18 protein-coding genes are annotated in these 24,513 nt (G+C 43.7%); 7 read left to right on the forward strand and 11 right to left on the reverse strand.

Features of this window, described 5'->3' with window-relative positions:
• The first annotated feature begins 58 nt into the window (after positions 1-58).
• On the forward strand, positions 59-1,846 hold the full coding sequence (locus BM736_RS07150) for an ABC transporter transmembrane domain-containing protein (protein WP_256717756.1): 1,788 nt from the start codon (positions 59-61) through the stop codon (positions 1,844-1,846).
• A 516-nt stretch (positions 1,847-2,362) separates the two neighbouring features.
• On the opposite strand, the gene BM736_RS07155 is transcribed toward BM736_RS07150, so the two are convergent.
• The 3 genes from BM736_RS07155 to BM736_RS25120 form a co-directional block, all read right to left on the reverse strand.
• Positions 2,363-2,758: a DUF4019 domain-containing protein gene (locus BM736_RS07155; RefSeq protein ID WP_076410356.1), complete on the reverse strand. Its 396-nt coding sequence runs from the start codon at positions 2,756-2,758 to the stop codon at positions 2,363-2,365.
• 595 nt (positions 2,759-3,353) lie between these two features.
• Positions 3,354-3,629, reverse strand: coding sequence for a hypothetical protein (locus BM736_RS07160; RefSeq protein WP_076410357.1), 276 nt, complete (start codon positions 3,627-3,629; stop codon positions 3,354-3,356).
• 46 nt (positions 3,630-3,675) lie between these two features.
• Positions 3,676-3,825 carry a hypothetical protein gene (locus BM736_RS25120; RefSeq protein ID WP_179079020.1) on the reverse strand — a complete coding sequence of 50 codons (150 nt, stop codon included), beginning with the start codon at positions 3,823-3,825 and terminating at the stop codon, positions 3,676-3,678.
• A 171-nt stretch (positions 3,826-3,996) separates the two neighbouring features.
• Here BM736_RS25120 and BM736_RS07165 point away from each other — a divergent pair, with 171 nt between their 5' ends.
• Positions 3,997-5,019 carry an alpha/beta hydrolase gene (locus BM736_RS07165; RefSeq protein WP_076410359.1) on the forward strand — a complete coding sequence of 341 codons (1,023 nt, stop codon included), beginning with the start codon at positions 3,997-3,999 and terminating at the stop codon, positions 5,017-5,019.
• A gap of 45 nt (positions 5,020-5,064) precedes the next feature.
• Here BM736_RS07165 and BM736_RS07170 read toward each other — a convergent pair whose 3' ends face one another.
• The 3 genes from BM736_RS07170 to BM736_RS07180 form a co-directional block, all read right to left on the reverse strand.
• Positions 5,065-6,663 carry an AMP-binding protein gene (locus tag BM736_RS07170; RefSeq protein WP_076410361.1) on the reverse strand — a complete coding sequence of 533 codons (1,599 nt, stop codon included), beginning with the start codon at positions 6,661-6,663 and terminating at the stop codon, positions 5,065-5,067.
• A 331-nt stretch (positions 6,664-6,994) separates the two neighbouring features.
• Positions 6,995-8,488 carry a cytochrome c oxidase accessory protein CcoG gene (gene ccoG, locus BM736_RS07175; protein ID WP_076410363.1) on the reverse strand — a complete coding sequence of 498 codons (1,494 nt, stop codon included), beginning with the start codon at positions 8,486-8,488 and terminating at the stop codon, positions 6,995-6,997.
• 244 nt (positions 8,489-8,732) lie between these two features.
• Positions 8,733-10,175: a sigma-54-dependent Fis family transcriptional regulator gene (locus BM736_RS07180; protein WP_076410365.1), complete on the reverse strand. Its 1,443-nt coding sequence runs from the start codon at positions 10,173-10,175 to the stop codon at positions 8,733-8,735.
• A 799-nt stretch (positions 10,176-10,974) separates the two neighbouring features.
• Between BM736_RS07180 and BM736_RS07185 the strand changes: the two genes are divergently transcribed.
• Positions 10,975-13,584, forward strand: coding sequence for a TonB-dependent siderophore receptor (locus BM736_RS07185; RefSeq protein WP_076410367.1), 2,610 nt, complete (start codon positions 10,975-10,977; stop codon positions 13,582-13,584).
• A 113-nt stretch (positions 13,585-13,697) separates the two neighbouring features.
• Positions 13,698-14,312 (forward strand): LysE family translocator, encoded by a 615-nt coding sequence (locus BM736_RS07190; protein WP_076410369.1) that lies wholly within the window; start codon positions 13,698-13,700, stop codon positions 14,310-14,312.
• A 111-nt stretch (positions 14,313-14,423) separates the two neighbouring features.
• Here BM736_RS07190 and BM736_RS07195 read toward each other — a convergent pair whose 3' ends face one another.
• Entirely contained in the window at positions 14,424-14,744 is a 321-nt protein-coding gene (locus BM736_RS07195) for a DUF3144 domain-containing protein (protein WP_076410371.1), read from the reverse strand.
• A gap of 199 nt (positions 14,745-14,943) precedes the next feature.
• Positions 14,944-15,477, reverse strand: coding sequence for a type II secretion system protein (locus BM736_RS07200; protein WP_076410373.1), 534 nt, complete (start codon positions 15,475-15,477; stop codon positions 14,944-14,946).
• 509 nt (positions 15,478-15,986) lie between these two features.
• On the opposite strand from BM736_RS07200, the gene ung reads away from it, so the two are divergent.
• A complete protein-coding gene (ung, locus tag BM736_RS07205; protein WP_076410375.1) occupies positions 15,987-16,655 on the forward strand; it encodes a uracil-DNA glycosylase in 669 nt (222 codons plus the stop codon).
• A 469-nt stretch (positions 16,656-17,124) separates the two neighbouring features.
• Complete coding sequence (locus BM736_RS07210) at positions 17,125-19,899, forward strand: M9 family metallopeptidase (protein WP_076410377.1); 2,775 nt, start codon at positions 17,125-17,127, stop codon at positions 19,897-19,899.
• A gap of 77 nt (positions 19,900-19,976) precedes the next feature.
• Here the strand turns inward: BM736_RS07210 and BM736_RS07215 are convergent, their stop codons facing one another.
• The gene (locus tag BM736_RS07215) at positions 19,977-20,468 is read right to left on the reverse strand and encodes a copper resistance protein NlpE (protein WP_076410379.1); all 492 of its coding nucleotides are present in this window, start codon (positions 20,466-20,468) and stop codon (positions 19,977-19,979) included.
• 218 nt (positions 20,469-20,686) lie between these two features.
• Between BM736_RS07215 and BM736_RS07220 the strand changes: the two genes are divergently transcribed.
• Entirely contained in the window at positions 20,687-21,511 is an 825-nt protein-coding gene (locus BM736_RS07220) for an ABC transporter substrate-binding protein (protein WP_076410600.1), read from the forward strand.
• Between the two features lie 38 nt (positions 21,512-21,549).
• Here BM736_RS07220 and BM736_RS07225 read toward each other — a convergent pair whose 3' ends face one another.
• Positions 21,550-22,191 carry a 5-formyltetrahydrofolate cyclo-ligase gene (locus BM736_RS07225; protein WP_256717752.1) on the reverse strand — a complete coding sequence of 214 codons (642 nt, stop codon included), beginning with the start codon at positions 22,189-22,191 and terminating at the stop codon, positions 21,550-21,552.
• Positions 22,192-23,055: 864 nt separating this feature from the next.
• A complete protein-coding gene (locus BM736_RS07230; protein ID WP_179079021.1) occupies positions 23,056-24,504 on the reverse strand; it encodes a hypothetical protein in 1,449 nt (482 codons plus the stop codon).
• Between the last annotated feature and the right edge of the window lie 9 nt (positions 24,505-24,513).

Raw genomic sequence — 24,513 nt, forward strand, 5'->3', positions numbered from 1 at the left:
GGCATTCTCAGCAACAAAACAGTCCAAAACTGTCGCCAAGCGCGCAGTACTTCCCTGGATTGCCACATTTCTAAAACCCTACCGTTTACGGGTTGTTGCTGCGATCATCTTTCTGTTTATCGGGTCACTCGCCTGGCTGTCGCTAGGGCAAGGCGTGCGCTTGATGGTTGATGAGGGCTTCTTGCAAGAAAATGGTGAGCGGCTCAATGAGATAATCATGTTGGTGATAGGCATTACCGCGCTCAGTAGTTCAGCGATTTTTTGCCGTTTCTACCTGATGACCTGGCTAGGGGAGCGGGTTAGCGCCGATATCCGTTTAAAAGTGTATGACCACCTGCTTAAACTGTCTCCCGGCTTTTATGCCAAACTGCGCACAGGAGAGGTGATTTCACGTTTTACGGCCGACTCCACCTTGCTGCAATCTGTGGTGGGTTCAAGCTTGTCGATGGCGCTGCGGGCGAGTGTGACTGTTATTGGTGGTATCGTCATGATGGCTATTACTAGCATCAAAATGACGGGGCTGGTCTTGCTTGCTGTGCCTATGGTGCTCGGCCCTATCTTCTTTTTTGGCCGCAAGGTGAGGGAGCTTTCTCGCAAAAGCCAAGACAGAGTCGGCGATCTCGGTGCCTATGTGGATGAAACCCTGCATGAGATCCACACCGTACAAGCCTATTCCCATGAAGAGCAAGATAGAAAGCTGTTTACCGAACGCGTTGAGTCTGTGATGGATGCGGCAAGAGGGCGGATCTGGTATCGCTCAGTATTAATTGCACTGGTGATGTTCCTCAGTATTTTAGCCATAGCGTTAGTCACTTGGGTGGGCGCTCACGATGTGATGTCTGGCGGCATGACGGGCGGTGAGCTGTCAGCCTTTATGTTTTATGCGGTGATGGTGGCAGGCTCAGTGGCGACTATCAGTGAGGTGATTGGTGAAATTCAGCGTGCAGCCGGCGCCTCAGAGCGTTTAATTGAGCTGGTTGAAGCGCCGATAGATATCCCAACGGCCGAGCAGCCAATCAGTCTTCCCCAAACCGTAAGGGGGGAGTTAACACTCAATCAAGTGCGCTTTAGTTATAAGAACATCAGTGCTGATGATCTCAGTAATGCCAATGGCAAAGACAAAGACAAAGACAAAGACAACGATAGCGCCAAAGATGAAGAGGTCATTCGAGGCTTAGATATTCATATTCAAAGCGGTGAGCGTGTGGCGCTAGTGGGGGCGAGCGGTGCAGGCAAGAGTACCTTGTTTGAGTTGCTGCAGCGCTTTTACTGTTTAGACAGTGGCACCATTGAACTCGATGGTGTCGATATCGCTCAGTTAAAGCCGCAACTACTGCGTCAGCAATATGCTTTGGTGCCACAAGAGTCAGTGATCTTTGCTACAAGCGTGCTGGAAAACGTGCGTTATGGTCGTTTAGATGCCAGTGAAGCTGAGGTGATAAAAGCCTGTGAAGCGGCCCGCGCCCATGAGTTTATTAGCGAGTTTAGTGAGGGGTATCAGACCTACTTAGGCGAGCGAGGCGTCAGGTTATCCGGCGGTCAAAAGCAGCGCATTGCGATAGCGCGCGCCATATTAGCCGACAGACCAATACTGCTGCTCGATGAAGCGACGAGTGCGCTGGATGCCATCAGCGAGCACAAGGTGAAGCAAGCCCTAGACAGTTTAATGGTCGGCAAAACCACTTTGATTATCGCCCACCGCTTAGCGACAGTGCTCAATGCCGACCGCATTTTAGTGATGGACCAAGGCAAGCTCGTCGCCAGCGGTACCCATCAGGATTTGATGAGCTCAAGTGAGCTCTATCGAGAGTTTGCGAGTTTGCAGTTGATAACAGATGTGGCTTAGTTGTCGGATAACAAGTAGCAAGTTTCTTTGGCTAGGTTGGTGTTTGTTGTTTTAATTAGTTATTAACTTGGAATATTTCCAAACTCTGTTTGGATAAAAGTCGTGGAATTCCATTCCACACCAGGGCAAGGAGGACTGCTCGTCCTTATCCTCCTTGCATCCACCTATGACGCCCCGGCGAAGTTACATGCATTGAGTACGGGCCTCAAACTCCAACAAAAATTACCTAACGGCTCAGATGCTACATCCATGTAGCCCCGAGCCTGAACCATCTTCCATGATGGTTCTACGGCAATTTTCATCTACGTATTTCGCCAACTTCCAACGGGGTATTATTGTCGTCTGTAGCTGAATCTTGATTGATGAGAAGTAGGAAGTATGTGCAGAGTCCCCCTGAGTGTGACCTGCTCATTAAACCGTTGTTGAAAATTATTGTATACATCTCTCCAAACTACTGATAATAAAACTGTAATTTGTCTTGTTGGAATAGCTTGTTAGCTGTATTTACACCGATGTTTATTTAATGAAGTAACCAACAGGAAGCCAGTGCCCACTGCTTTTGCTAAGAGTTAATGTTTCAATTACTGATTTTTTATTCTGAAATTCGGTTTGAAACTGAATTACTAAGTACTCACCCTCAGGGACACCTGGAAGTGATGAAAACTCTTTTTTACCTAATTCAGCTCGCGATTTAACTTTGCCTAGTGGAGTTCGTACACTTTTAAGGGCGCTATCCCATTTATTTTGTGATAGTTGTGATTTAAAGAAGGAATCTGACTTTTGCCAACTTTCAGTGTAATTACCTGCATCCACAATTTGAAGCCACTCTTTTGCTGAAGCTGAAGCTGAAGGTTCATTAGCCCAAACAAAAGAAGAAATACATAATGATAAGATTAATATTAGTGTCTTCATAATAATTCCATTTACTCTAAAGATAATCGATATAGCCATACCTAGAATACAGCTAACGCCCTAATAGTGGGAGGGAATTGTTTGATAAAATGTGTAAAGAAACGAAACACTGTCAACCGTTGTGTGTTCCTTTTTATTGCCTTGTTAGCTTGCGCGATCATCCGTAGTGTTTTTTGAAATCATAAGGTCGTTCTCAGGCATCCTGCCTTCACGACATTGGTATATCCCTATACTGAACCCGCTGCAAGGGATAGGTAGCCATGAAGGGTCGACCTTCAATTAAACTACCCAATACCAACTCAAGTTGAAATAAATGAGTGGGCAGTCATATATTTTTTCTGAGTAAAGCAAAATCGGAGAGAGGAAACGACTAAGTGTAGATGCGGCTGCGAGCTTCGGTTTCAGGGATGAAACCGCAGAGCGGCCAGGGAAGGTTTCACAGCGACTCGCAGAAGTATCTGCGCAAAAGCGAGCCGCAGGCTATAAGTACCAATGAAGGGGCGACCTTCAGTTAAGCTACCCAATACCAACTCAAGTTGAAGCTAAAACAAAAATGTAACCAGTCTTCATTCAAAGGCTGGCTAACACTTAGTGCTTAGTCATCTAGCCAATCCATATTTGGCAATGCATCTAGGTGTTGCTCATAACGCTTGGCGTTAAAAGTGGTTTCATTTTTCATGATATCGAATATTTCCACACCTAGTGCACAGGCCATCCATTGAATGGCTTCTTCGCGGGGCGTTCCTGTCATGACTAAACGCATCAAGGTTGCTTTTACCTTTTGGGGCTCACCATCGGCGATCTGATTTTCGACAGTTTCAATTAATGTCTCTTCTGTCATGTAGTCGTCTTGATCTTGTTGCTGGTCCATTGTTGCTCTCTGTTATCTAGCTATCTGTTATCTAGCTGTCTGCTAGTTATTGGGTGCCATTATGCCACAGGGATAAGATAAATCGGACTGTCATATTTATTTCTGAAATACAGGCTAAATCGATGAAATAAGGCTGCTCATGAAACTCAGTGTAGATACGGCTGCGTATCTCTCGCTGGGAAGCGGTAGATGACATTGAAGGCTAGACCTATAAACACATCCCCAAATATCAGCCCACTCAAATGAAGCAAAGGCAAAATGTCATCAAGCCCATTCGAAGCTATGTAAAAATTGTGATTGAACTTGTCAGTTGGCGGCATTATGTCAATATGTGCAAGGCCTACTGTTGACTCAACGAAAGAACATTATGTCGAAAATATTAAAACGGATTTTAACCTCGATGGTGGTGACAGCTGTCATCTACCTAGGCATTGCTCTGGGACTGATCTATTTTGGTGGGGCTGATACTGCCGATGATGCGGAGCAAGGGATCGACTTTTCTGAGATGAAGCTAGATTACAGCGATATGCCTGCACTGCAGCATTATACTGCTCGCGATGGAGCGCAGCTGGATTACCGCTACTATGCCAGTGACTCTGATAAGATATTGATACTGCTCCATGGCTCTGGCTGGCACAGTCAGCAATTTTACCCATTAGCTCAATATATCAGTGAGCAGGGGTTAGCTCAGGTGGTGACGCCTGATCTGAGAGGCCATGGGGTTAACCCACAAAGACGCGGTGATATCGATTATATCGGCCAGTTTGAAGATGATTTGGCCGATCTTATTACGCAACTTAAGTACGAGAAGCTGGAGCACGAGAAGCTGGAGCAAGCTAAGCCTGTGGCGCAAGTTATCATGGGCGGGCATTCATCTGGCGGTGGTTTAGCGATACGTTTTGCTGGTGGCGAGCATGGCCACTTGGCAGATGCTTATCTGCTGTTAGCGCCATTTATCTATTATAACGCGCCGACAACGCGGCCAAATGCTGGGGGCTGGGCCAAACCCTATACCACAAGAATTATCGGCTTAAGCATGCTAAACAATATTGGCGTTGCTGGTTTAAACCATCTGACGAGTATCGCGTTTAGTATGCCTGAGTCAGTCCGTAATGGGACTGAGACACTCGCTTACTCCTACCGGCTCAATACCTCGTTTGCACCGCGAGATTATTCCAAAGACTTAGGCACAATGACTCAGCCGCTTATGCTGCTGGTGGGCAGTGAAGATGAGACCATGTTTGCCGATAAATATCAGGGGTTAATCACACAAAGCGTAATAAATAGCCAACAAGCCGAGGTGAAAGTACTGCCTGAGTTAACTCATATGGGCATAGTGGTGAGCCCAAAAGTTAGACCTGTTATTGAAGAGTGGCTTGAAAGATTGTAGAGCGAGGTACGAGTTCCTAGATCCTAGAAACTCGTACCTCGTTGGTTACTTTCTTAACTCTCTGCGTAAGATTTTTCCTACTGTCGACTTAGGCAATGCAGCCATAAACGCTATCTGTTTAGGTATCTTATATGCGGTAAGTTGCTCACGGCAGTAGCTGATTATCTCAGCTTGTATTGCATCGGTATCACTGGTTTGGTCGGCCAGTACAATCACGGCTTTGACTGCTTCGCCACTGCGCTCATCTTCAACACCAATCACCGCGCACTCTAGAATCGCCTCATGATTCGCCAGTACATCTTCCACTTCATTTGGATAGACGTTAAAGCCAGAAACAATAATCATATCTTTCTTACGGTCGACTATCTTGTGTAGGCCATCTTTTGTGGCTAAGGCGATATCACCGGTTTTAAAGTAGCCATCTTGGGTCATCACCTTGGCTGTTTCATCGGGCTTATTCCAATAACCACTCATCACTTGGGGGCCTTTTACTGCTAACTCACCCGTTTCGCCCAGCGGGACTTCAACATCATCGTTATCGAGGATCTTTACACAAGTACCTATCACAGGCTTGCCTATGGTGCCTAGCTGCTCAAGACCTGGGGCGTTGAGCGATACCACAGGAGAGGTTTCTGACAGACCATAACCTTCAGAGATGGTGCACTGTGTGGTCTGTTGCCACATACTTGCCGCCGCCTGAGTGAGGGCTGTGCCACCTGATATAGTGACTTTGAGATTGCTGAAATCCAGTGCTTTAAATTCAGGTTGATGACACAGGCCAACAAACAGGGTATTGAGGCCGGCAAAACCTGTGAATGGGTAGCTAGCTAATGTCTTGATAAGCGATGAGATATCTCTTGGGTTTGGCACCAATACCGAGCAGCATCCACGCTCAAAATACAGTACTAGATTCACCATAAATGCATAGATATGGTAGACAGGTAATGGGGCGACAAATATCTCTTCCCCTTCAATTAATCGAGTGCCTAAACGGGATTTTATCTGCATCGCATTAGCAATCAAATTACTGTGGCTGAGCATCGCGCCTTTGGCTAAGCCTGTTGTACCACCTGTGTATTGCAGCGCTGCAAGCTGAGATAAGTTTGAGCTTAAACGCTCAAAAGGCAGCTTTTCCCCTTGAGAGAGCACCTCTAAGAATTTGTGTGTGGTAAAGCTCACGCTTGGCTGCTCTTGAGGGGCGAGTAGATCCGCTGCATGGGTTGCTATCACTGTGTCGATAGTGGTGTTTGCCACTACGTTTTCAAGTGTGGGTAGCAAGTCTGACAATACTACCAGTACCTTTGCCCCTGAGTCATTGTACTGATGAGTCAGTTCGCGCTCTGTATACAGTGGGTTAGTGTTCACTAACACCATGCCCGCTCGAATTGCACCATAAGCGGCAATCACATATTGAGTTATATTGGGCAGTTGAATGGCAATGCGATCACCCGCTTTTAGGCCGGGTATGCTTTGTAGGTATGCGGCAAAGTAGCGTGAATCTCGCTCAACTTCACTAAACGTGGTGTGATGACCTAAGCAGGCATAGGCCGTTTTATCGGCATACTTTTCACTGGCTTGTTCAATCAGATCGATAAGCGAGCTGTATTGTGTGAGGTCGAGGGTTGAATCTGAATCGTATGCCATGCCTGAGCCCTTGTTGTCATCTAATCGTCAAATAGCGTTATTTTTATTTTTGGTACTGCTAGTAGATACTGCTAGATAAAATCAAACAGGCGTTTAGATTAGAGCGAAATTAAGGGATAGGTCAACAAGAAATGTGAAATAGATCACCATATGCTATGCGGTGTAACATTATGTTAATTTTAGAGTTATGGCTCTATTTGAGTTATTTAGTTGCGGAAAGCTTCCAAGTTCAAGCTAGGATTGAAGCACAAGCATTGAAATACAAGCTTGAGATGTTGCCCAGGATAGTGAGCGCCTGCGAGTCAAAATGGCTAGCAGGCGGCTGATGGGATTACGGAGTGAAAAAGTTAGACTCTTGAGAGACTTGATTACTGACTAAGTTAACATCAAGGATAGTGAAGTTTATTTTTGCTCGTCTAGTACGAATACTTCTTGTCGGCGCCCCCGCTACCTTCTTATATGAAGCTGAGTCAGTGATAACTGTGATCGGGTGGGATAACTGTTCTCCGGCTTTTACTGTCACCAATTTATTGCCATTGAGTCGATAGTCTAAATCTCCAGTTACGTTTATCTGGTAAACCTTTTCCATCTGGGTTTTATTACGAATTTTGAGGGTAAAACTATTCTCAATTTTATCGTCTAAAGTTTCACGGTATAAGCTCATTCTGTCTCTTAGCACGTTGAGCTGAATATCTTTTTTCAATGAGATATCTGCGGCAATGACACCAAGCATAATTAAAATACATAGCCCATAGCCACTGAATTTAAGTGATTTAAGCGGCGCGTTCTTCTTGCCTGCTAAATCATTTTCACTGTGATAACCGATGAGGTTTTTCGGATAATTAAATTTATCCATCGTTTGGTTACAAGCATCGACACAAGCCCCGCAGTTGATGCATTCATACTGCAGACCGTTGCGAATATCTATACCTGTTGGGCAGACATCGACACACAAATTACAATCAACACAATCACCTAAGTCAGTTTCATGTTTACGTTTACGCGGGCCTCTAGACTCACCTCTTGCAGCGTCATAGGAGACAGTGATGGTGTTGGCATCAAACATGGAAGATTGAAATCTAGCATAAGGACACAAGTGTAAGCAGACCATCTCTCGCATCAAGGAAGCGTTGACGTAAGTACAGATGGCAAAGAACCATACCCAAGCTGTGAGCAAAAAGCTGGCATTGAAGCTGAATATTTGAGGGTAGAGGGTTTGAGCTGGAACGAAGTAGGCGATAAAACCACAGCCTGTTAAAAGGCCTATCACTCCCCAGATAAGGTGCTTACTGACGCGTTTGATTATCTTGTTTCTATTCCAAGGTGCTTTATCTAAGCTGCGGCGTTTATTTTGATGACCCTCAATCTTATTTTCTATCCAAACAAACATAAATGTCCAAGCTGTTTGCGGGCATAAATAGCCACACCAAACTCGGCCTAAAAATGTTGTGATAAAGAAAAGTAGAAAAGCGGCGGTAATAAATATCCATGCCAGCAAAGTAAAGTCTTGCGGCCATAGTGTTGTGCCGAAAAAGAAAAAGTTCTGCTCTTCAAGGTCGAATAAAACAGCTTGCCTGCCCTGATATTGAATGAGTGGCAGTGCAAAGAACAAAATCACCAGTAGGCTATTTAATCCTGTACGTAAACGTTGGAAATATCCCTTTTGTGCGCGACTATAAATCTTGTTTATTTTAGGCGTGACCGCTGATTCATGAGGCGGGACTGATAACTGCTTGATGGGAATTGCATGTTCTTTTGATTTTGATACGTTTGTGGGTGATATTTCATTTTCTAAATTCAGACTTTGCTGGCTGTTATTTCTCATTACGGTTCCAAAAGCATATGCACACAGATGTAATACCAACTGCTATTACGTTTTTAGTAATAAATGGTTTTGTTGCTTAAGCAGTTAATGTTTTTATTTAACTCTGGTGATATTAATAGCAAGTTAGAGGCCACAAATGTTGGTTGTTAAGTAGTTGATTTTATTTGTGCAATTAACTGGAGGTAATATCTGTGTCGCGATATATCGCGTATTGGCGATATATCACGATTTTTGTGAGGTGAGTTTATCTGGCTATGGCTAACTTTTTCATCCGTGATCGTAAGGTGCTCGGCGGTAAGCCAAGTACTTGCGCTGCACCTGCTGGGCCGGATATGCGCCAGTTAACTTGTTGCAGGGTATGCTTGATATGTTCAGCTTCAACTTCAGCTAATGTCGCGCCTAATGGTGAGCGTGTTTCGATCTCTTGCTCTAAGATTTTAGGGATCTGCAAAATCTGGCCACTTGAGAGAATACTATAGCGCTCAAGCACGTTCTGCAGCTCTCTTACATTGCCGGGCCAAGAGTAACTGGTTAAGTTTTTAAGGCTAGATTTAGTTACCCCTTTCAATTTCTTACCTAATTTTTTATTGAGATCATCCATGATATGGCTCACCAGTTGCGACATATCAGAAGGGCGTTCTCGTAAGGCGGGGACCTTAATTGGAAACACATTAAGACGATAATAGAGATCCATTCTAAATAATCCCTGTTCTACTCGTTGGAGTAGGTCGTGGTGTGTGGCGGCTATCAGTCTGATATCGACCTTTATTGTTTCACTACTGCCGACCCGCTCAAATTCTTGCTCTTGAATTACACGAAGTAACTTTGATTGAGCTTCAAGGGACAGCTCTGCAATTTCATCGAGAAATAGCGTGCCATTATTAGCGAGTTCAAAGCGTCCTTTACGTCGGCTGGTTGCCCCGGTAAATGCGCCTTTTTCATGGCCGAATAGCTCACTTTCTAGCAGCGCGGGTGAGAATGCAGCACAGTTAACGCTCACCATAGGTTTATCATTGCGGTCACTTAACTTATGTAGATTACGAGCAACCAGCTCTTTACCTGTGCCATTTTCGCCTAATATCAAAACAGTACTGTTAGTATTTGCGACTAACTTAATCTGTTGAATCATCTGCTTAATTATCGTGCTCTGGCCTGAGATGCTCACATCTCCTTGCTTATCGGCTAATTCAGATTGCAGGTAATGATTTTCGTTAGCTAGTTTTTCTGAGAGGGCTTGTACCTGCTCTAATGCGGTTCTTAATGAGTCTTCAGTCTGCTTTTGCAGTGTGATGTCGCGAAATATCGCCACGACTCCAATAAGCTCTCCCTCTTTGTAAACAGGTGTTGAGCTGTAATGCACTGGGAAGCAAGTGCCATCTTTACGCCAAAATACATCATGGCTTATCTCACGGGTAATACCGTCATTAAGTGTGTTGTATATTGGGCACTCCTCTTGGGGGTAATCAGTGCCGTCAGCGTGGCTATGATGATGACAATTATGGATATTTTTCCCTAATAACTCTTCACTTTTCCAGCCCGTCATTTGTTCAGCCGCTGGGTTGATAAATACCGCGTTACCCTTGAGATCAAAACCGTAAATGCCTTCACCAACGGCGTTGAGTAGCAACTTGTTCTCAGGAAGAAAGTCGCTATGGCTATCGATATTTAGCTGAGTCGAGGAGGTCATCTAGTCACCTTTAGATTCATATATCTTTTTATTGTAATAGAAAAAGCAAAGTCACGATATATCGCGTATACATTTCCCCTTTTTATTTTTAGCCCTAAACCATCTATTTCAGTAGGTGGTTATCATCCATAGGTTTTGCATGAAGCCGTTAATAGAGCCTTGTGCAGAGGTTTAGCGAGTAGTGCAGCGCAAGCTTCTAAATCAGTGCTGGAACTGTTCCATACATTTACCTGCATTCCCTGCCATCCATAGCGGTCAGTGATTTAGTAGAGCCTATAGGGATATATTTACGGCGACTTGCAGGTGAACGGTAGCTAAAGCTTCCTTTTAGGGAGTCATTTTAAAGCCACCTTCTTCAGAAGGTGGATTCTTTACTATTCGTGGTTCACTTATTTAATAACAGATGACTCGTTTATCGATTGCTTTGTTGATTGTGTGCTGCTTATTTTTAGAGCCATGCTGGTCTGCAATGTTAGCTGTAGTTTTTATAAAATGGATTCATGTTAATTAATTGTTTTATTTTTGATTGTTTTAAACATGGGCGAAAAAATTACTTAAGAGTTTATATTCAGTTGGATGTGAATAATAAATCACTTATCGGAGTTTTTATGCATAAAGCAAACGTCTTACTTTAGCCTTTAATAATTTTTAATTGGATTTTGTTTCACTTTTGTTATAGAAAAGTATTCGAAATGTTTATCATTTCTTTCTGGGGGTACCATTTTTGTTCAGGGTTGAACGCGCTATTTCTTAGGGCAATGGTCAGAAAAAATATAATAATTAAATGAGATAAAAAACCATGAATAACAAAAATAGATTTACCGTAAGCTCATTGAGCTTAGCGGTTTCAATTGCGCTAACAGGGGCCTTAATCAGCACACAAGCCGTTGCTGAAGAGGAAGAACAACTAGAAAATGTAGAGAAGATAGCCGTTGTCGGTTCAAGAGCCGCACCACGCTCTATCGGGGACTCACCCGTTCCAATTGATATCATCGGCGCAGATGAGATTAAAAAGTCGGGTAACTCAGATATGCTGGAAATCCTCAAAGGCACCGTCCCTTCATTAAATGTTCACTCCAATCCAATCAGTGATGCAGCCAGCTTAGTAAGGCCCGCTAATTTGCGTGGATTGCCTGCGGATAGCACCCTGATTTTACTTAATGGCAAACGTCGTCATCGCTCATCGGTGATCGCCTTTTTAGGTGGCGGCATAAACGATGGCGCCCATGGCCCTGATATCTCAGTGATCCCAAGCGCTGCATTGAAGCAGGTTGAGGTGTTACGTGATGGCGCCGCCGCGCAATATGGTTCAGATGCTATTGCTGGTGTGATTAACTTTGTACTGAAAGATGATGCCGAAGGGGGCTCCATAGAGGCGAAAGCTGGGGAGTATTACGAAGGCGATGGTACTACAACAGAGATCAACGGTAATGTGGGTATGCCACTGACTGAAGATGGCTTTGTTAACTTAAGTTTTCAGTATAAAAACTCAGATCCAACCAGCCGAAGTGTGCAACGTGCCGATGCAGCTGCGTTCGATGCTGCAGGCTTGAATGTTGAAAACCCTGCTCAAGTATGGGGCTCTCCAGAGATTAAAGATGATATCTCAGTGTTTGCAAATATAGGTCTAGATCTCGATGATAAGTCTCAGGCCTATCTGTTTGGTAACTACTCAGAGCGAGATGTAAAAGGGGGCTTCTATTACCGTAACCCTCATACGCGCCCTGGTGTGTACTCTAATGATGATGGTGAAACCCTATTAGTTGGCGATTTAACCCCAGGCCCTGTTGGCCAGGTTAATGAAGGATTAGGTATGGGGGATGGCATCAGTTGTCCAACAATCAATATCACTTCAGCCAATGTCACTCAGCAGCAAGATTATATCGACGGGGTGCAAAATAACCCTAACTGTTTTGCTTTTAACGAGATGAATGGACTCGCTGCCGGGTTTACCCCTAACTTTGGTGGCAATATTGTTGATACCTCGATTGTTGCCGGAACAAAGGGCGAGTTTGAAATAGAGTGGCTTGAGGGCGTGCTTTATGACTTTAGTGGTTCATATGGCCAAAACGAGTCGAGCTATAAGATCACTAATACCTTAAATGCGTCGATGGGCGCTGATTCTCCACGTGATTTCAATCCTGGTAAGTACACTCAATCTGAGTGGAATTTTAATGCGGATTTCGTCAAGTTTGTCGATTGGGGCATGGAAGATGATGTCAGCTTAGCGGGGGGACTCGAATGGCATGAGGAGACCTTTGAAGTCACTGCTGGTGATGAAGCCTCATTTAAAGTTGGCCCCTTAACCTCTCAAGGCTTTGGTATCGGCTCTAATGGATTCCCAGGTTTTCAGCCATCAGCCGCAGGTGAATATACGCGCCGTAACTCAGCCGCTTACATAGATGCGAGTTTACCAATCACAGATGCACTGCTCGCTGAGCTAGCTGTACGTTATGAAGGTTATGAGACCTTTGGTTCAACTGTTAACTATAAAATTGCAGCGAACTATAACCTGTTTGATGAGTTATCTGTTCGAGGCTCATTTAACACAGGTTTTCGTGCACCCACAGTAGGTCAGGCTAATGTCAGTAATGTGCAGACCAACCTAGATGACGGTGTGCTAGTTGATTCGGCGTTATTGCCACCAACAAACCCAATCTCTGTTCAGTTAGGTGGTACTGAGTTGTCACCGGAAGAGTCACAAAGTTATACCTTAGGGGCGGTTTATACCCAAGGTGATTTCTTTATGACGCTTGATTACTACAATATTCAAGTTGAAGACCGTATTAGTCAGTCGGATAAAATCACGTTAACTGATGCAGATAAAGCGGCGCTGAAAGAGGCGGGTGTACCGAATGTTGATGGGTTATCTCAGGTCAGCTTTTTTACTAATGACTTTGATACCACAACCCAAGGGGTAGATATTGTCGCTAACTATACCGCTGAGCTTTTTGCGGGTGATTCAAGCTTCTCTCTGGCGTATAACTGGAATGAAACGCAAGTTGATCGCTTTTCTGATATTACCGGTGACTTTAAAGTTCAGCGCCTAGAGGAAGATCTCCCTAAACACAGAGCGACCTTTACTTGGGGACAGAACTGGGACAATTTTGGCCTGTTTACGCGTGTTAATTACTACGGTGAATACCAAGGCGTTCACGTTGACTATGATGCAACTGTGATTACCGGCAGTGCTGCAGTAACCGTTGATATGGAGCTGAGTTACTTTATCAATGAAGCGTTCACTGTGGCTATCGGTGCGCAAAATCTATTTGACCAACAAGCTGATGAGGTTGATTTTGAAGAGAGCACAGGTATTCCTAATAACGAGTGGGGCGGCAAGTATTATGAGACTTCACCTTTCGGTTTTAACGGTGGTTACTACTACCTAAAAGGCTCATATAGCTTCTAGTCTATAACGATGAGTAAACCAAGCCCCGCCATTGCGGGGCTTTTTATTGCTGGTGTTAGTAAGGTATATTGAGCGTCCTCAAGTTTAGTGTTCATGAAAGGTTAGGAAAAGGTATGAGTTTTACTGCTTGGCTAAGTTTAGTTGCCATCTGTTGTTTAGGCGCCATGTCACCGGGGCCGAGCTTAGCTATGGTGGTGCGGCACACCTTAGGTGGTGGTCGGGGTAAGGGAATAATCTGTGCCTGGGCACACTCTATCGGTATCGGTGTTTATGCGTTAGTCACCTTGCTTGGCTTAGCTGTGGTGCTTAAACAAGCGCCCATGGTATTTAATGCTATCGCCATCATAGGGGCGCTTTATCTAGCCTGGATGGGCGTACAAGCGTTGCGCTCAAAAGGTGGCATGTCAGAAAAGTTAGCGGCAGGTAAGTCAACAGATGCGCTAACTGCTGCGCGAGACGGTTTAGCTATTTCACTGTTCAACCCTAAGATATTACTGTTTTTCTTAGCGCTTTTTAGTCAGTTTGTGATGGCAGCTGATAGTCTATGGGGGCAGTCATTAATCGTCTTTACCCCTTTAGTCATTGACGGTTTATGGTACACAGTGATTGCCTTGGTACTTTCACATAAGTCGGTATTACCTAAGCTTAGGGAGAAGGCAGCACTTATCGATAAGTTATCAGGTGTGGTGCTCATTCTATTAGCTGTGCGAGTGATAGTGACAATATAGCTTTCTAGCTTTCGAAGGGGGAGGTTTCGAAGGAAGAGGTTTCGAAGGAAGAGGTTTCGAGGGGGAGGCGTTAGTTCCTAGGCTCTAGCGCCTAGGAACTCGATAATTCTTTTAGCTAGTAAAAACCTGAACCGCTTCATCTTTAGCTGGTTCTTGCTCTTTAGACATTGGCGGGTTTTTAATATGGTCATCTAAATTGTCGTTGAGCATCTCTTTATATTCTTTGCTAAACCACTCTAGTGCATTTTCTTTTTCTGCTGCAAGATCAGCAGATTTTAGTGCAGCTTCAAATGCATTGAAACGTGATGCTGCGAAGCGCATTGCAGTACCTACTTTACTAACATCTTGTTCTTTAGCACTTAACTCATTGGCAAGGGCAATAAATTGATCGGCTAACTGAAAGATAGTGGTCTCTTTTTCTGCTTCTGACATGGTGCTCTCACTGTTTAATTAGTATGAAATAGTAATTTTAATGGTCGAATATTACCGTAAATTAGCCATTAATGAAGCATTGATGTCATTTATATGAGATCTGGGTCAGGATCTGTGACGAGCTACGAGCTACGAGCTACGAGCTGTTACTCGTGACTCGATACTTTCTTAGCTTTTTTGGTGATCGAGGCTTTCTTTGTTAGCTTTGTGGGTCTGAATCAATAGTCACGCTGCCGTCACGGGAGTCGTAAGTGATACTCAGATTCGTGTTCGCACTGTAATCATAGCGACATTGGTTTATTGCAAAGTAGTCGGCTTTATAGTCTGTTTCATCATTAGTGTTTAACGCAGAAACTGTTGGTTCATCACCCTGAAAAACGGTTTGCCATACTGAGATACAATCTTCAACATTGTCTAACTGTGGTGATGCTTCATCGTCGGTAAAGTAATGTTGAGCAGGCCAGCCTGCATCATTAAAGTCCATTTCACCGTCTTCACCTTCACCAAAGGTTGGCAAGTTTTCAGCAGGTCCCGAACCAACCCGAACAGCCCAAGCTGAGTGGGCCAAATTAATGCCTGACTTAAATGCTCCACCAGTGCCTTTCACCGCAGAGACGTGAGCATCTTCAGAAAGATTAATAAACTTGGGGAGGGCGACCACGGAGAGGATTCCAAGTATAATAATGACCACAACAAGCTCAATTAAGGTGAAGCCTGCAGCGCGAAGTTGCATAGGTCGAGCATGTTTATTGGGTGACAAAAAGCAATACATCAGGGCATAAACCGTATCTTGTTCGATATTGTAATTGTAACACTTTTATCTATTTTAAAACTATAAGTGGCTTCTTCTGCTAATGATTTTTTAAGAAGGCCCTGCAAGTATCGTTGTAATTGTAAGTATCGATATCTATTTTAAAACTATAAGTGGGCTCTTCTGCTACTGCTTTTTTAAGAAGGCCCTGTAGGTCTCTAGAAGTGTAAGTATCGTTGTAATTGTAAGTATCGATATCTATTTTAAAACTATAAGCGGACTCTTCTGAGAATGATTTTTTAAGAAGGCCCTGTAGGTCTCTCTAGAAATGTAGGTATCGTTGTAATTGTAAGTATCAATATCTATTTTAAAACTATAAGCGGCTTCTTTTGTGAATGATTTTTTAAGAAGGCGGTGTCGATTTCACTATTAATGTAAGTATCAATATCTCTTTCACTATCTCTATCAAACTTAGTATCGCTGAGGAAATAATGACTTTGTGTACAGACTGGAACACTTTTATTGAAGCTGAGAAAGGCTTAACCTATTACCAGCAGCTAGCATCCTTTGTTCAAGGCGAGCGAGACTCAGATAAGTCGATATTCCCTCCACAGGATGAAGTTTTTACCGCCTTTGAGAAAACGCCCCTCGATAAGGTGAGGGTGGTGATTATAGGCCAAGATCCATACCACGGACCGGATCAAGCCCATGGGCTTTGTTTTTCGGTCAAGCATGGTATTAAAACGCCGCCATCATTGGTCAATATGTATAAAGAGTTAAACACCGATATACCGGGTTTTACTATACCTGAGCATGGCCATCTATCGAGCTGGGCCGAGCAAGGTGTGTTGATGCTCAACACGGTATTAACGGTTGAGCAGGGCAAGGCACACTCTCATGCTAAATCTGGCTGGGAAGTTTTTACAACCCATGCCCTAGAGCTGCTGAATCAACAAAGTACGCCTATCATCTTCATTTTGTGGGGGGCTCATGCGATTAAGAAGGGCAAGGTGATCACAGCGCAGCATCATCACGTGCTGACAGGCCCACATCCTTCGCCGTTATCGGCTTACCGTGGTTTCTTTGGTTGTAAGCATTTTTCTAAAACCAATGAGCTGCTAGTTTCGTTAGGCACCAAGCCGATCGAATGGCAGGTATAAATAGTAGTTAGAAATAAAAGCTAAGCAGGTTTTTAAGCTCAGGTCATTCCTGTATGCCTCTGATCGGAATCCTGCTTTAGCGCCTTACTGCCTGACAATCCTAAACTCCTTTCTTTATTTAACACTTTTCTACTAGCCGTTTGGTCTATAACTATTGCTGCATTTGAGCAAATTGATGCTCAATCCTTCCGTAAACCGCCTCATAAACCGCTTAAAAAACCTTGCATGAATAAAATTAACTTGATCTGGGATATTGTATAAAATATAACTATATGGCAACAAGGTTTTAACAACTAGTGTTTTTGCCTCGTGTTATAGCGCGGATTAAGACGACTCGATAAGACTGAATGTTCAGATGAATCACAATCAAATAATCAAAAAGTGATCATCGTAACTTGCTAATAAATATTTATTTTATGTCATGTGGTTAGTCAGTTTGATGTCGGCTATTACAAATTGGAGAGATATAATGTTCAACAAGAACCTCATTATGCTGGCCTGCTCAATGGCTATTGCGCCTGCATTTGCCGACAGCTTACACAGTGAAATGCAAGGCGCAAATGCCGTTGCCGAGCAAGCCTTAGCTAATCTAGCTGTAGATAATCAAGCAATAGATAAACGAGCTTCAGCAAATAAGCCAGTTTCATTACTGCCAGGAAAAGCTGATAGTTCATTTCTATCTATGAGCTTAAGTCAGGTTAAGCAAAACAGAACAAGCTCAGCTGATAGCACTGGTATTCAAGCGCCAACTGGCATGATTGGTCAGATGGGATCTCAAGGCCCTGAGGCAGCAGCTTGTGTTGATTATGCGCAATTTGCCACTTTAACTGGCCAAGACTTGTTTGATTTTGTCCGCGCAACGGACTTTGAATGTATTTCAGATCTGTATCGAGAGAATGATGCTACTGCTGTTGCAGCTTATCAAGCCAGCAATGTCGCTGATGTTGCGAATCTCGCTAAGGATATGGCTGCCAGTTATGACAGCACGTCAGGTTCAGAGATGTTGAACTTGTTCTACTTTCTTCGTGGTGCCTTCTACATTGAGTATTACAACGATGAGTTAACTTACGCTGATAATACGGCAAGTCATGCGCTACGTGATCTGTTGATTGAGTACAGTAAAAATCCAAATTTTGCCGATACTTCATCGTCACAGGGCAATACCTTAGCTGAGTTCTTTATCGCTTGGGATAGCTCTGGCAGTTATTATGAAAGTGTTGGAGCAATCACTAACTATTTAGAAGCCTTTAGCCCTGAGCATCTTGCTAACTCAGATCATCGCTACGCACTAACTAAAGCGCTTACCACGCTTTATTACGGTAGCTGGGATGCGACCTATACTGGCGCAGCAGAAGAGCATACAGCTCTGATGGATGGCTTGCTTAAGATTGCTACTTCTGAATATATCTACAACTCAGACTATAGCTATGAGTCAACGGATGCCTTCCATGAGTTTGGTCGTTTCTATGAGTATCAAGAGTATTGGGGATTATCTGCAGCATTAAAGACACGCCTTAACGATGGTGTTGTTGAATATATGAATAACTTCGAGCGTATGTCGAGTGAGTGGGCTGATGCTGCTGGATACCTTGAATGGTATAACCCTGGTGAATGTGAGCAGTTTGGTATCTGTGGCTGGGCCGATGAGCTTGAAGCGACAATTTTATCAATCAACTACTCATGTAGTGACACCATAGATATACGCGCACAGCAGCTAACCAATGAGGAGTTACAAGCCTCTTGTGATCTTATGGGCGCAGAAGAGATACTGTTCCATGATGTTTTAGCCACAGGCCATCAACCTGTTGCCGATGATAATAACACCAACTTAGAGGTGAACATCTTCGATAGCTACGACGATTATGACCAGTACGCTGGCATCATCTTTGGCATTAGCACTGATAATGGTGGTATGTACTTAGAGGGTACACCGTCAGATCTTGATAATCAGGCACGATTCATCGCCCACGAAGCCACATGGACTGATGAGATTTTAGTATGGAACTTACGTCATGAGTATGTTCATTACCTTGATGGCCGCTTTAATCAGTATGGTGCCTTTAACTATTTTGATATCGATACTGGCAAGTCAGTGTGGTGGTCAGAAGGTTTAGCTGAGTATATCTCTCATCAAAACCGTTACGATGAAGCCGTTGAAATTGGCCGCAGCCAAAGCTTCAGCTTAAGTGAGATCCTCTCAAATACCTATGACAGTGGCAGTGAACGAGTCTATCGTTGGGGTTACCTTGGGGTGCGCTTCCTATTTGAAAACCATAGAGCCGATGTTGAACAACTGCTTGTGCTAGCCCGTGGCGGTGATGCATCAGGCTGGTTAGATTATATCGATACTCAAATAGGCAGTAACTATGACGCTGAGTGGAACACTTGGCTATCGACTGTGACCAGTAATGATGAGCCGTTATCTGGCTGTGTGGGCGATGAGTGTCTACCTGTGCCATGCGAAGAGACAAACACTTGTCCTCCAGTACCTTGTGAAGAGACCAACTCATGTCCTGTTGAGCCATGCGAAGAGACCAACTCATGTCCACCACAAGAGTGCACCGATGAGGCCTGCGATCCAGCCAACTCAACATTAGTCGACGGTGTGGCTAAAGTTGGTGTGTCAGGTGGTATTGCTTACTACGCAATCTGGGTACCAGAGGGAACTGACAATATCAGATTCAGTTCAACGGGTGGAGCAGGTGATGCTAACTTGTATATCAAAGCGGGTGGTTGGGCGAGCAGCGGCGATTATGATCATGCTTCTGAAAATACAGGCAATGAAGAGTCTGTACTGATTACGGCTCCAACGGGTGGTGACTATTACTATGTGACTGTTGATGGTGCATCAGATTTTGATGGCATGAACCTATTAGCTGAGCTGAACGTTGCAACAGACCCTGTGGATCCGGTTGAGCCAATTGAAGTGGTAGAGCTTGAGTCTGGTGTGCGTGTTAAGCAGCTTGCCAGTGATGATGCGCTGTACTTCAAAATCTATGTGCCTGGCGACATGAAAAAGCTTAAGTTTGTGATGTCTCGAGGCAAAGGTGAGGCGGATATGTATATTCGTTTCGGCGAAATGCCAACAGCTGACGACTATGACTTTGCTGATACTAGAGATCTTGGTCGTGAGCGTGTGGTGATTAACCAGCCTGAAGGTGATGATTTCTATTATGTGATGCTAAAAGCCCGAGATGGTGACTTTAGCAAGATAAGACTGAAGGCAAAGATTAAGCAGCAATAATGACTTTATCTAGGTAAAACACATAACCTTAGTCGTTAAATATGGAGCCAACTGGCTCCATATTTATTGGGGGAAGATTAATCTGGTTGCTTGGGCAATCTATATTTATCGGCCAGTGCGCCTGTAATACGCTTGCCCGCTTTATCTAGCATAAATAACTGGTTTTCTCCGACCAGAAACTGTTTAGGTGTTTGCTGACTGGCATCCCCCATAAGGCTAATTGTGTTACCCGCAGCGCTCCATTCAAAGTTGCCGGCTTCGGTGAACACTTTAGGCTTTTGTCCCGCTTCCTCCTCACCAAGGTAAGAGGTTTCTAGCACATAGGTGTTATCTAGCTTTAGTGTCAGTACCGTGTTGATACCTTCGCAGCTCGCGCATGGCGTGATACCTGAGTATGTACCATTCCAATCTAAGGAGGTACGACTCGTATCGCCAAGGGGAAGTTGCTCAGTTTGCGTCTGTGTTATTTGAGTGTCTGCAGCCGATGTTACTTCATCTGTACGCTCTTGCTTTGAGCAAGCCGTTATACTGATGGCTAACAATGATAGGGTGATAAATTGCAGTTTCATTCTATTCCTTAACAGCTGGCTTAATGAGTGGAGAGATTAACACAAAGCGGCTTAACGGGATCAGCTCATAAGCTTAATCATTGTTAACTTAGGTTGTTAGCTATACTTTTCTCAGAACCAGATTCTTTCAATCGCGGATTTTAAATGAGTCTGGCTTATATGACTAAAGAGTGCGGGTATTGATAATTAGGCTGATGACTGATCTTGGGAGAGAGGATATGCTAAAGCCAATAGGTGTATTAAAGCGAGCTCTGTCGCTCACTGCACTTCTGGTTACTGCGCTAGTTGTCTTAATGGCACAGAGCACCATAATAGCGGCTTCTGCCAAGCCGCTTAAAATCGTGTCGAATGAGTATCCACCATTTTACTCGCACCTGTTAGCCGATTATGGCGTTGTTTCTCATCTAGCTCACGAAGCGCTAAAGCGGGCAAACCATACCATCACCCATGATTTTTATCCTTTCTCACGAGCGGTCTTACTGACTAAAGCGGGTTACGCCGATGGCATTATCGGTATCTGGTATAGAAAAAGTAGGGAGGAGTGGGTGGCGTATTCTCTACCCTTATTATCGGTTCAAGTGGTGTTTTTAAAGCGAGTTGATAGGGATATCGATTTTGAAAAACTGAGTGACTTAAGCCAATACTCGATAGGTGTAGGGCGGGGGTACGCGAATCCCGAGGAGTTTGATGAAGCAGGGTTAAAGACAGAAGAAGGCAGCTCTGACAGTGAAAACCTTAAAAAGCTCTATCTTGGTCGCATGGATCTGATCTTGATTAGCAAAGATGTCGCTGACTTTCTTATCGAGCAGAGTGCGATAGATTTTCGTGGGGAGTTTGAGGTGATTGGTGAGCCATTAAGTCTTGAGCTATTTCACTTTGGCATATCTAAAAATAGAGCCGATCATCAAGTGATTATTGAGCAGTTTAATCAAGCTTTAAATGAGATGAAGCAAGATGGCAGCGTGCTTAAGATACTCGAGCAACACGGTTTTGAGGCTAACCCCTATTGGTTGCAAGAGCTGAAACAGTCTCCTAGAAACTAGAAACTAGTGGCTAGGTGCTAGTTTCTAGGAATGGCTTACTATAAACAGTGTTCAAAATTCAGTACCCGTGACGGCGTGATTAACATGGGCAGGGGGACATCCCAATGTTCACAAGGGAGCGCACTCACCTGCTGGCAATCATGGGCAAAGCCAATTGGGTAAGGTTTACCTCTTGATGCCCAGTTTGCTAATGTTCGGTCATAGAAGCCACCTCCCATTCCCATTCGATTACCATCAGCATCGAACGCAACTAACGGCGTTACTACAACATCTAATTGATGGGGTTGTATCATCTGGGTGATATCAAGCTTTGGTTCCCAAATTTTCAATGAGTTCTGCTGGAGTGATGTCGAGCGGGTATAAGCTAAAAACAGCAAATTGCCTTTACTAAAGGGGTGTAGGCGAGGGAGGTATACATTAATGCCTTGCTCCCATAACATCTCAATCAACCTTTGTGTCCCAAGCTCACCATCATTTGTCAGGTAGAGTGCGACATTTTTTGCCTTGATTTTCGTTATCTCAGCGAGCATCGCGTGTGAAGCCTGCTCAGCAAAATGTGCTTGCTCAGGCTCGCTGAGGCTACGGCGAGCTGAGCGGATTTGATGGCGAATGGCTTTACGGCTCTCTGAAGCCGCCTTGCTCGGTGAGCATGTAACGTGTTTTAACAATTCAGGTTCCAATATCTGCTCCGCTCGATAACTTATAAAACAGGTATTTAGTGTACTGCTGCGACTCCTCACTATTCAAGTGCAGATCTAGCTTTAGGAGCTGAGTTAAATAGAATTGAAACTTTTTGCTGTTTTGTATGACTAATACAATAACTCACACTAGTGCACTTATGTCTAAGCGTGGGTTAGCTATTAGAAGCGTTACAAAACGCTATTTTTGTAATAGGCCGTTATTGGCTTTTAGCTCACTGTAGAAGACCGTCTAAAAATACAGAACGTCTGGAAAGTAGATAGTCTGGAAAATAGAGATTCTGGAAATACAGTTGGCTTTGAAGATAACTCTAATTTAGGGTCAAAAAGGATTTATATGCTTTCTGCAGCGCTTTCTCCCATCATATTGCTGATAGTATTTTGGAGTCACCTGGCTCACTCACTGATTACAGGTGATACCATAGATTGGTATGAGTGGTGCATCGTTATTATAACGACAGTGAGTTACGGCGGTTATTACCTCAACAGCTGGTTACGAAAATAGCCTAGCTGCATTGCGTATTTTGAGTAGAATTTCTTTTGTTATTCTGAACCCGTTTCAGGAACCATGTTCATAGTCACATGCTGGTGGTTTACTCTTTTCTCGTAAATCGTAAATCGTAAATCGTAAATCGTAACTCGCGGCTCAAAGCTCTTAACTTCCTTTATAAATTGCTCTTATCTCTTTTGTGTTTGGGGACCGTTACCGCCATATTCACGCTATTGCTAACAAAGAGAATAGAGAGCCCCTTGAAGCGTGTTCTTTTTGTGTTGGGGATAGAAAACGCAGACATAAAAAAACCACCGTCATTGCTAACAGTGGTTTCTCTTTTCAATATAACCTTTTTAGAAGTCTTCTTCTTCGATTGGAGCTCGGAAACTTGCTTTAGAGTCCTTTGCTTTAGCATCTTCTACTTTCAATACTGCTTTGTTACTTGTAGCGTTAGCTGAAGTACTGTTAGTAGAACTAGAATTAACATCGAGTGGTGTATTTTCAATTTGCTTGCTTTCAGCCACTAACTTTTGTTTTTGGGCCTTTGCTTCGCTTTGCGCCTGTATATCTTGCTTATTCACTTTATAGTTAACAGCTTCTATCTGCTTAGCTGCTTCAGATGAGGCTGCTGAAACGGCATAAACTGAGATGAAAGTCGGCTTTTCGGTTATTGGATGAATAATTTCGCGAGAGTATACCTCACCGTTACCTTTAACCTGCCTATTTTCAAATGATTGTTGCATGGTAGAAGCGAAGCTTTCGACGGCCTGTGATTCAGTTATATTGTTTGCAGCGTCTTTATATGTTTCACGAACTATTTGCTCTAACTCTTGGGAGGTACTGACATTTGAATAAAGAGCTATTACAGCTTCTTTAGAAGCTTGTAGTCTTGCAGCACCATGAGCTGCAGATGAATTACTACCTCTAATTTCACGGCCACTAACACCAATTATCCATGCATTGCCAGTAGAGTCTTTAAATGTGGAGGAGCCAATCATACTTGCAAGGTTTTGACGATTTTTATGAATGTGTTGTTGTACTTCCCTGTTACTAGTGTTCAGCTTACCTTTATAATTGCCAGTTAAAATCGAACGAGTTCGTAATTCATTCTTCTGGCTCCAAGCTAACAGTACACCGACTTCATATTTGTTGTTGGCACTATCAAAGCGCTCCTCTGTTGCTAAGCTAATTACGCCATAAAGTGGCATCTCCGCTATAGACTTAATGGTGCTACTGTTTTCGCTGGCAATATTGCCCTTAAGTGCTTCAGCTCGATCAACTAAAGCACTACGCTGTGATTTCACTGTATTGGCATCAGCTAATAATTTGTCGTAAGTAGCCTTATTTTCTACTGAAATTGCACCTGCGTCATAGTCAGCATCTATTTTCTTTATAACGGCATCTGCTAGTGCTGCAGCACGATCATCCCAGTTTAAACTACCAATACGGTCCAGTTCATTATCATCAATCAGATTTTCTAGCTCAAATATTTCCTCTTCAAGAGAATATATTTGATCGTTCAGAGCATTAACCTCTGCATCAAGCTCAGCTTTTATATTGGATCCGGGCATAACAGCAAGATCTGAAGCGCTCATTTCAGTTCGAATCGATTTAATTATCTCAGCTTTACCATTAAGCATTGCAATAGAAGCTGCTAGACTACGTTTAATTAAGAATTTACGATCAGTTTTAGGGTTTTTTGTTTCAAATGTGGTTAAACCAATTTTAATTATACGAAACTTACCTTGCTCATAAGTATCTCCCCAACCTTTTCCCATTTGGTAGTCTCTAAGTACGTTCACAACAGGCTC

This window comes from Shewanella sp. UCD-KL12 (assembly GCF_001957125.1).
Classification (GTDB): Bacteria; Pseudomonadota; Gammaproteobacteria; order Enterobacterales; family Shewanellaceae; genus Shewanella.